At 67.3% G+C, this 3,054-nt stretch carries 4 protein-coding genes; all 4 read right to left on the minus strand.

The features are described 5' to 3' along the window. Positions 1 to 15 precede the first annotated feature (15 nt). The 4 genes from P5F91_RS02145 to P5F91_RS02160 all read right to left on the minus strand — a co-directional run bounded on the left by P5F91_RS02145 (position 16) and on the right by P5F91_RS02160 (position 2,977). Positions 16 to 591: a plasmid pRiA4b ORF-3 family protein gene (locus P5F91_RS02145; RefSeq protein ID WP_145614028.1), complete on the minus strand. Its 576-nt coding sequence runs from the start codon at positions 589 to 591 to the stop codon at positions 16 to 18. Next, on the minus strand, positions 588 to 2,198 hold the full coding sequence (gene tnpC / locus P5F91_RS02150) for an IS66 family transposase (RefSeq protein ID WP_145614027.1): 1,611 nt from the start codon (positions 2,196 to 2,198) through the stop codon (positions 588 to 590). The genes P5F91_RS02145 and tnpC overlap by 4 nt, the downstream gene beginning before the upstream one ends. 96 nt (positions 2,199 to 2,294) lie before the next feature. Continuing rightward, positions 2,295 to 2,642 carry an IS66 family insertion sequence element accessory protein TnpB gene (gene tnpB, locus P5F91_RS02155; RefSeq protein ID WP_088874767.1) on the minus strand — a complete coding sequence of 116 codons (348 nt, stop codon included), beginning with the start codon at positions 2,640 to 2,642 and terminating at the stop codon, positions 2,295 to 2,297. Further along, positions 2,639 to 2,977 (minus strand): transposase, encoded by a 339-nt coding sequence (locus P5F91_RS02160; protein WP_277906347.1) that lies wholly within the window; start codon positions 2,975 to 2,977, stop codon positions 2,639 to 2,641. Before P5F91_RS02160 ends, tnpB begins: the two co-directional genes overlap by 4 nt. Between the last annotated feature and the right edge of the window lie 77 nt (positions 2,978 to 3,054).

A 3,054-nucleotide genomic window follows, 5' to 3' on the forward strand; every position in this document is an offset into this window, starting at 1 on the left:
GTAAGCGTCAGCGGATCACCGCGTTTTTGCCTTTTTCGGCGCTGACCGGCGGGCGGCGATGCGGGCGAGCCTTTGCCTGACCGATTGCTCATGGAAGACGCTGGGATCGTAGTCACCGAGCCACTCCTTGATCTCGTCATGATCGGGATGGTTCGGGTCAGCGAGGATGTCGAGCTGGGCGTAGAAGCCGGGAATGCCGCCGCAATCCTCGGGCGGCGCGGCACCTTCCCCAGCGACGTAGCGGGGATAGGCGACACCCATTTCGGGCGGACGGGGCCGGGTCACGGTCAGTTGATGTTCCCAGCAGTCACCGAAGTCGTAGTTGTAGAGGAGCTTGGTCTTGCGAGGCCGCAGCAGGTCTTGAAGCGGCAGCTTGGCAGCCCGGCTTTGGGATATCTCCTCGCTGTCGCTGGCGAATGACCAGAGATGGGCATCCTGCCATTCCATGGCGGCCTGGATGACGCCATGCAATTGCTTCAGCGTCATCGTGACCGGCACCTCGACCTCGCGCCAGATCAGCGGGTCAGTGTCGAGCAGGTCGATGCGGACTGTCGCGATGAGCTCTGGCGGGAGGGGGGCATCGGCGGTCATGCCGCGAGTTTGTCAGCCCGGCGTGTCCAGTTCCAGGGTAGAAGTTCGGCCAGCCGGTTGATCGGATGGCCCTTGGCCATGCGGTCCAGGACATGCGCCAGATAGGCCTCGGGATTGAGCCCGTTCAGCTTCGCCGTCTCCAGGACGGAGTAGAGCAGTGCCGCCCGGTCGCCACCCGCCTCGGAACCCAGGAACAGGAAGTTCTTCCTGGTGATCGCGATGCCACGCAGGGAGCGTTCGGCGGGGTTGTTGTCGATGGCGATGCGGCCGTCGGCGACATAGAGGGTGAGCGCGTCCCAGCGGTTCAGCGCATATCCGATCGCCTTGCCCAGCGTGTTCTTGGCCGACAGGCGCCGCTGCTGCGCCTCCAGCCATGGCTTGAGGTCGTCGAGGATGGGAACGGCGAGCTGCTGTCGCGCGTCCCGGCGCTGTTCGGCCGACAGGCCGGTGATCGCGGCCTCGACCTCGTAGAGCCGCCCGATCCGGCGCAAGGCCTCTTCAGCGATCGGCGACTTGGTCTTCTCGTACTGGTCGTAGAGATGCCGCCGCGCATGGGCCCAACAGGCCGCATGGATGATACCTGGTGGAACGATACCTGGTGGAACGATACCGGGCGGGGCCAGGCCCGATGGCCGGGTCAGGGCCTCATAGCCCGTGTAGGCGTCGGCCTGGATCACGCCGCTGAATCCGGAGAGATGCTCACGCGGGCGCTCACCCTTGCGGTCCGGGCTGAAGCGATAGAACGCCGCCGGCGCATGATCGCCACACCAGGGCCGCTCATCGACCAGGTAGGTCCAGAGCCGACCGAGCCTGGTCTGGCCGTTGCCCGGCGCCAGCACCTTGATCGGCGTGTCGTCGGTGTGGATGACCGGCGCCGCCATCACATGGGCGCCAATCAGACCGGCCAGGGGGGCCACCCACCAGGCGGCATGGCCGACCCAATCGGCCAAGGTCGCGCGCTCGATCGCGATGCCCTCGCGTGCCAGGATCGCCGATTGCCGGTAGAGCGGCAGCCCGTCCAGGTACTTCGACACCACGACATTGGCCAGCAGGCCGGGCCCGGGGCGGCCCTTCTCCACCGGCAGGTCCGGGGCCGGCGCCTGGAGGATGGCCTCGCATGCCCGGCAGGAGAGCTTCGGCCGGATGTGGCGGATCACCTTGAGCCGGGCCGGGATCTTCTCCAGCACCTCGGTCACGTCCTCGCCCAGCCGGGAGAAATGCGTGCCGCCGCAGCCGGGGCAGACGTCACCGGGGGAATGGACGATCTCCTCGCGTGGCAGGTGCTCCGGTAGGGGACGGCGCACCGGATGGTGCTGATCCCGCTGGCGTCGTTCCGGGGCCGCGTTCCCGGCATCCAGCGACGGCGCTGTCCGGGTGGCCTCGCCTTCCTCCAGGTCTTCCAGCATCAGTTCCAGTTGGGCGATCTGCCGGTCGAGCTTCTCCGACGAGCGGCCGAACTGCATCCGGCGCAGCTTGGCCAGTTGGGCCTTGTACTGCTCGATCAGGAGGCGCGCGCCGGTCAACTCCGCCCGCGCCGCGGCCAGTTCGGCCTCGCGTTCGGCGAGCCTGGCACGGAGCTCGGCGATCTCTGCGGCGGCGTCGGTCATGGAACGGATTCTACCCGAAAACGCCGCCGTCGGCAGGGTGGTGGACAGCACCCGAGTCACTATGACGCGCCGGGGGCCACATGGGACCGAGCGCGCTCAGCAGGCCGCGTCCGGTTGCCAGGTGCGCACCGGCGTCCGCCAATCGATCCCTTCCAGCAGCATGGAAACCTGGGCGGCGGTGAGCGCGACCGAACCCTCCCTGGCCTGCGGCCAGACGAACCGGCCGCGCTCCAGCCGCTTGGAGAACAGGCAAAGGCCCTGGCCGTCCCACCATAGAATCTTGATCAGGTCGCCACGCCGCCCCCGGAAGGCGTAAAGCGCGCCGTCATGGGGATCGAGCCTCAGCATCGTCTGCACCTGGGCGGCTAGGCTGTCGAACCCGCGGCGCATGTCGGTCGCGCCGCACGCCAGGTAGATGCGCACATTGCCCGGAATACCGATCACGAAAATGCCGCCAAAACCCGTCGCAAGGCCGCCTCGCCGACATCACCGGTGATCCGCAGCCTCACGCCGGTCGGCAGCTCGACCTCGATCATGCCGATGGAAATGGGGGCCTGCTCCGCCGCTTCAGGAACGACCGCCGGTTCGGGCAACGCCGCATCGGCAACGACCGAAACCGGAACGAACCCCGTCAAACTCTGCGCCAGAACCCGCAGCTTCTCCTCGGTACTCCAGCGCCGCCGACGCTCCGGGCCGCCCAAAACCTCGCCGTGCAGCTCAGGAGCGCTCGTATGAGCACTTCGAAGCGCCTCCTTGCCGATCACCGTCACGTCGTCCATGCGTCCACCACTCAAGCCGAGCGGCAAGCATGCCCATCAATAACGCCCTGGGAAGGCGTGGCTGCGCTGACGCTTAC

The organism is Nitrospirillum amazonense (assembly GCF_029594735.1).
Classification (GTDB): domain Bacteria; phylum Pseudomonadota; class Alphaproteobacteria; order Azospirillales; family Azospirillaceae; genus Nitrospirillum; species Nitrospirillum amazonense.

Coding starts and splice junctions, on each gene's coding strand:
- P5F91_RS02145 (WP_145614028.1), bottom strand. CDS start 591: ATGACCGCCGATGCCCCCCTCCCGCCAGAGCTCATCGCGACAGTCCGC.
- tnpC (WP_145614027.1), bottom strand. CDS start 2,198: ATGACCGACGCCGCCGCAGAGATCGCCGAGCTCCGTGCCAGGCTCGCC.
- P5F91_RS02160 (WP_277906347.1), bottom strand. CDS start 2,977: ATGGACGACGTGACGGTGATCGGCAAGGAGGCGCTTCGAAGTGCTCAT.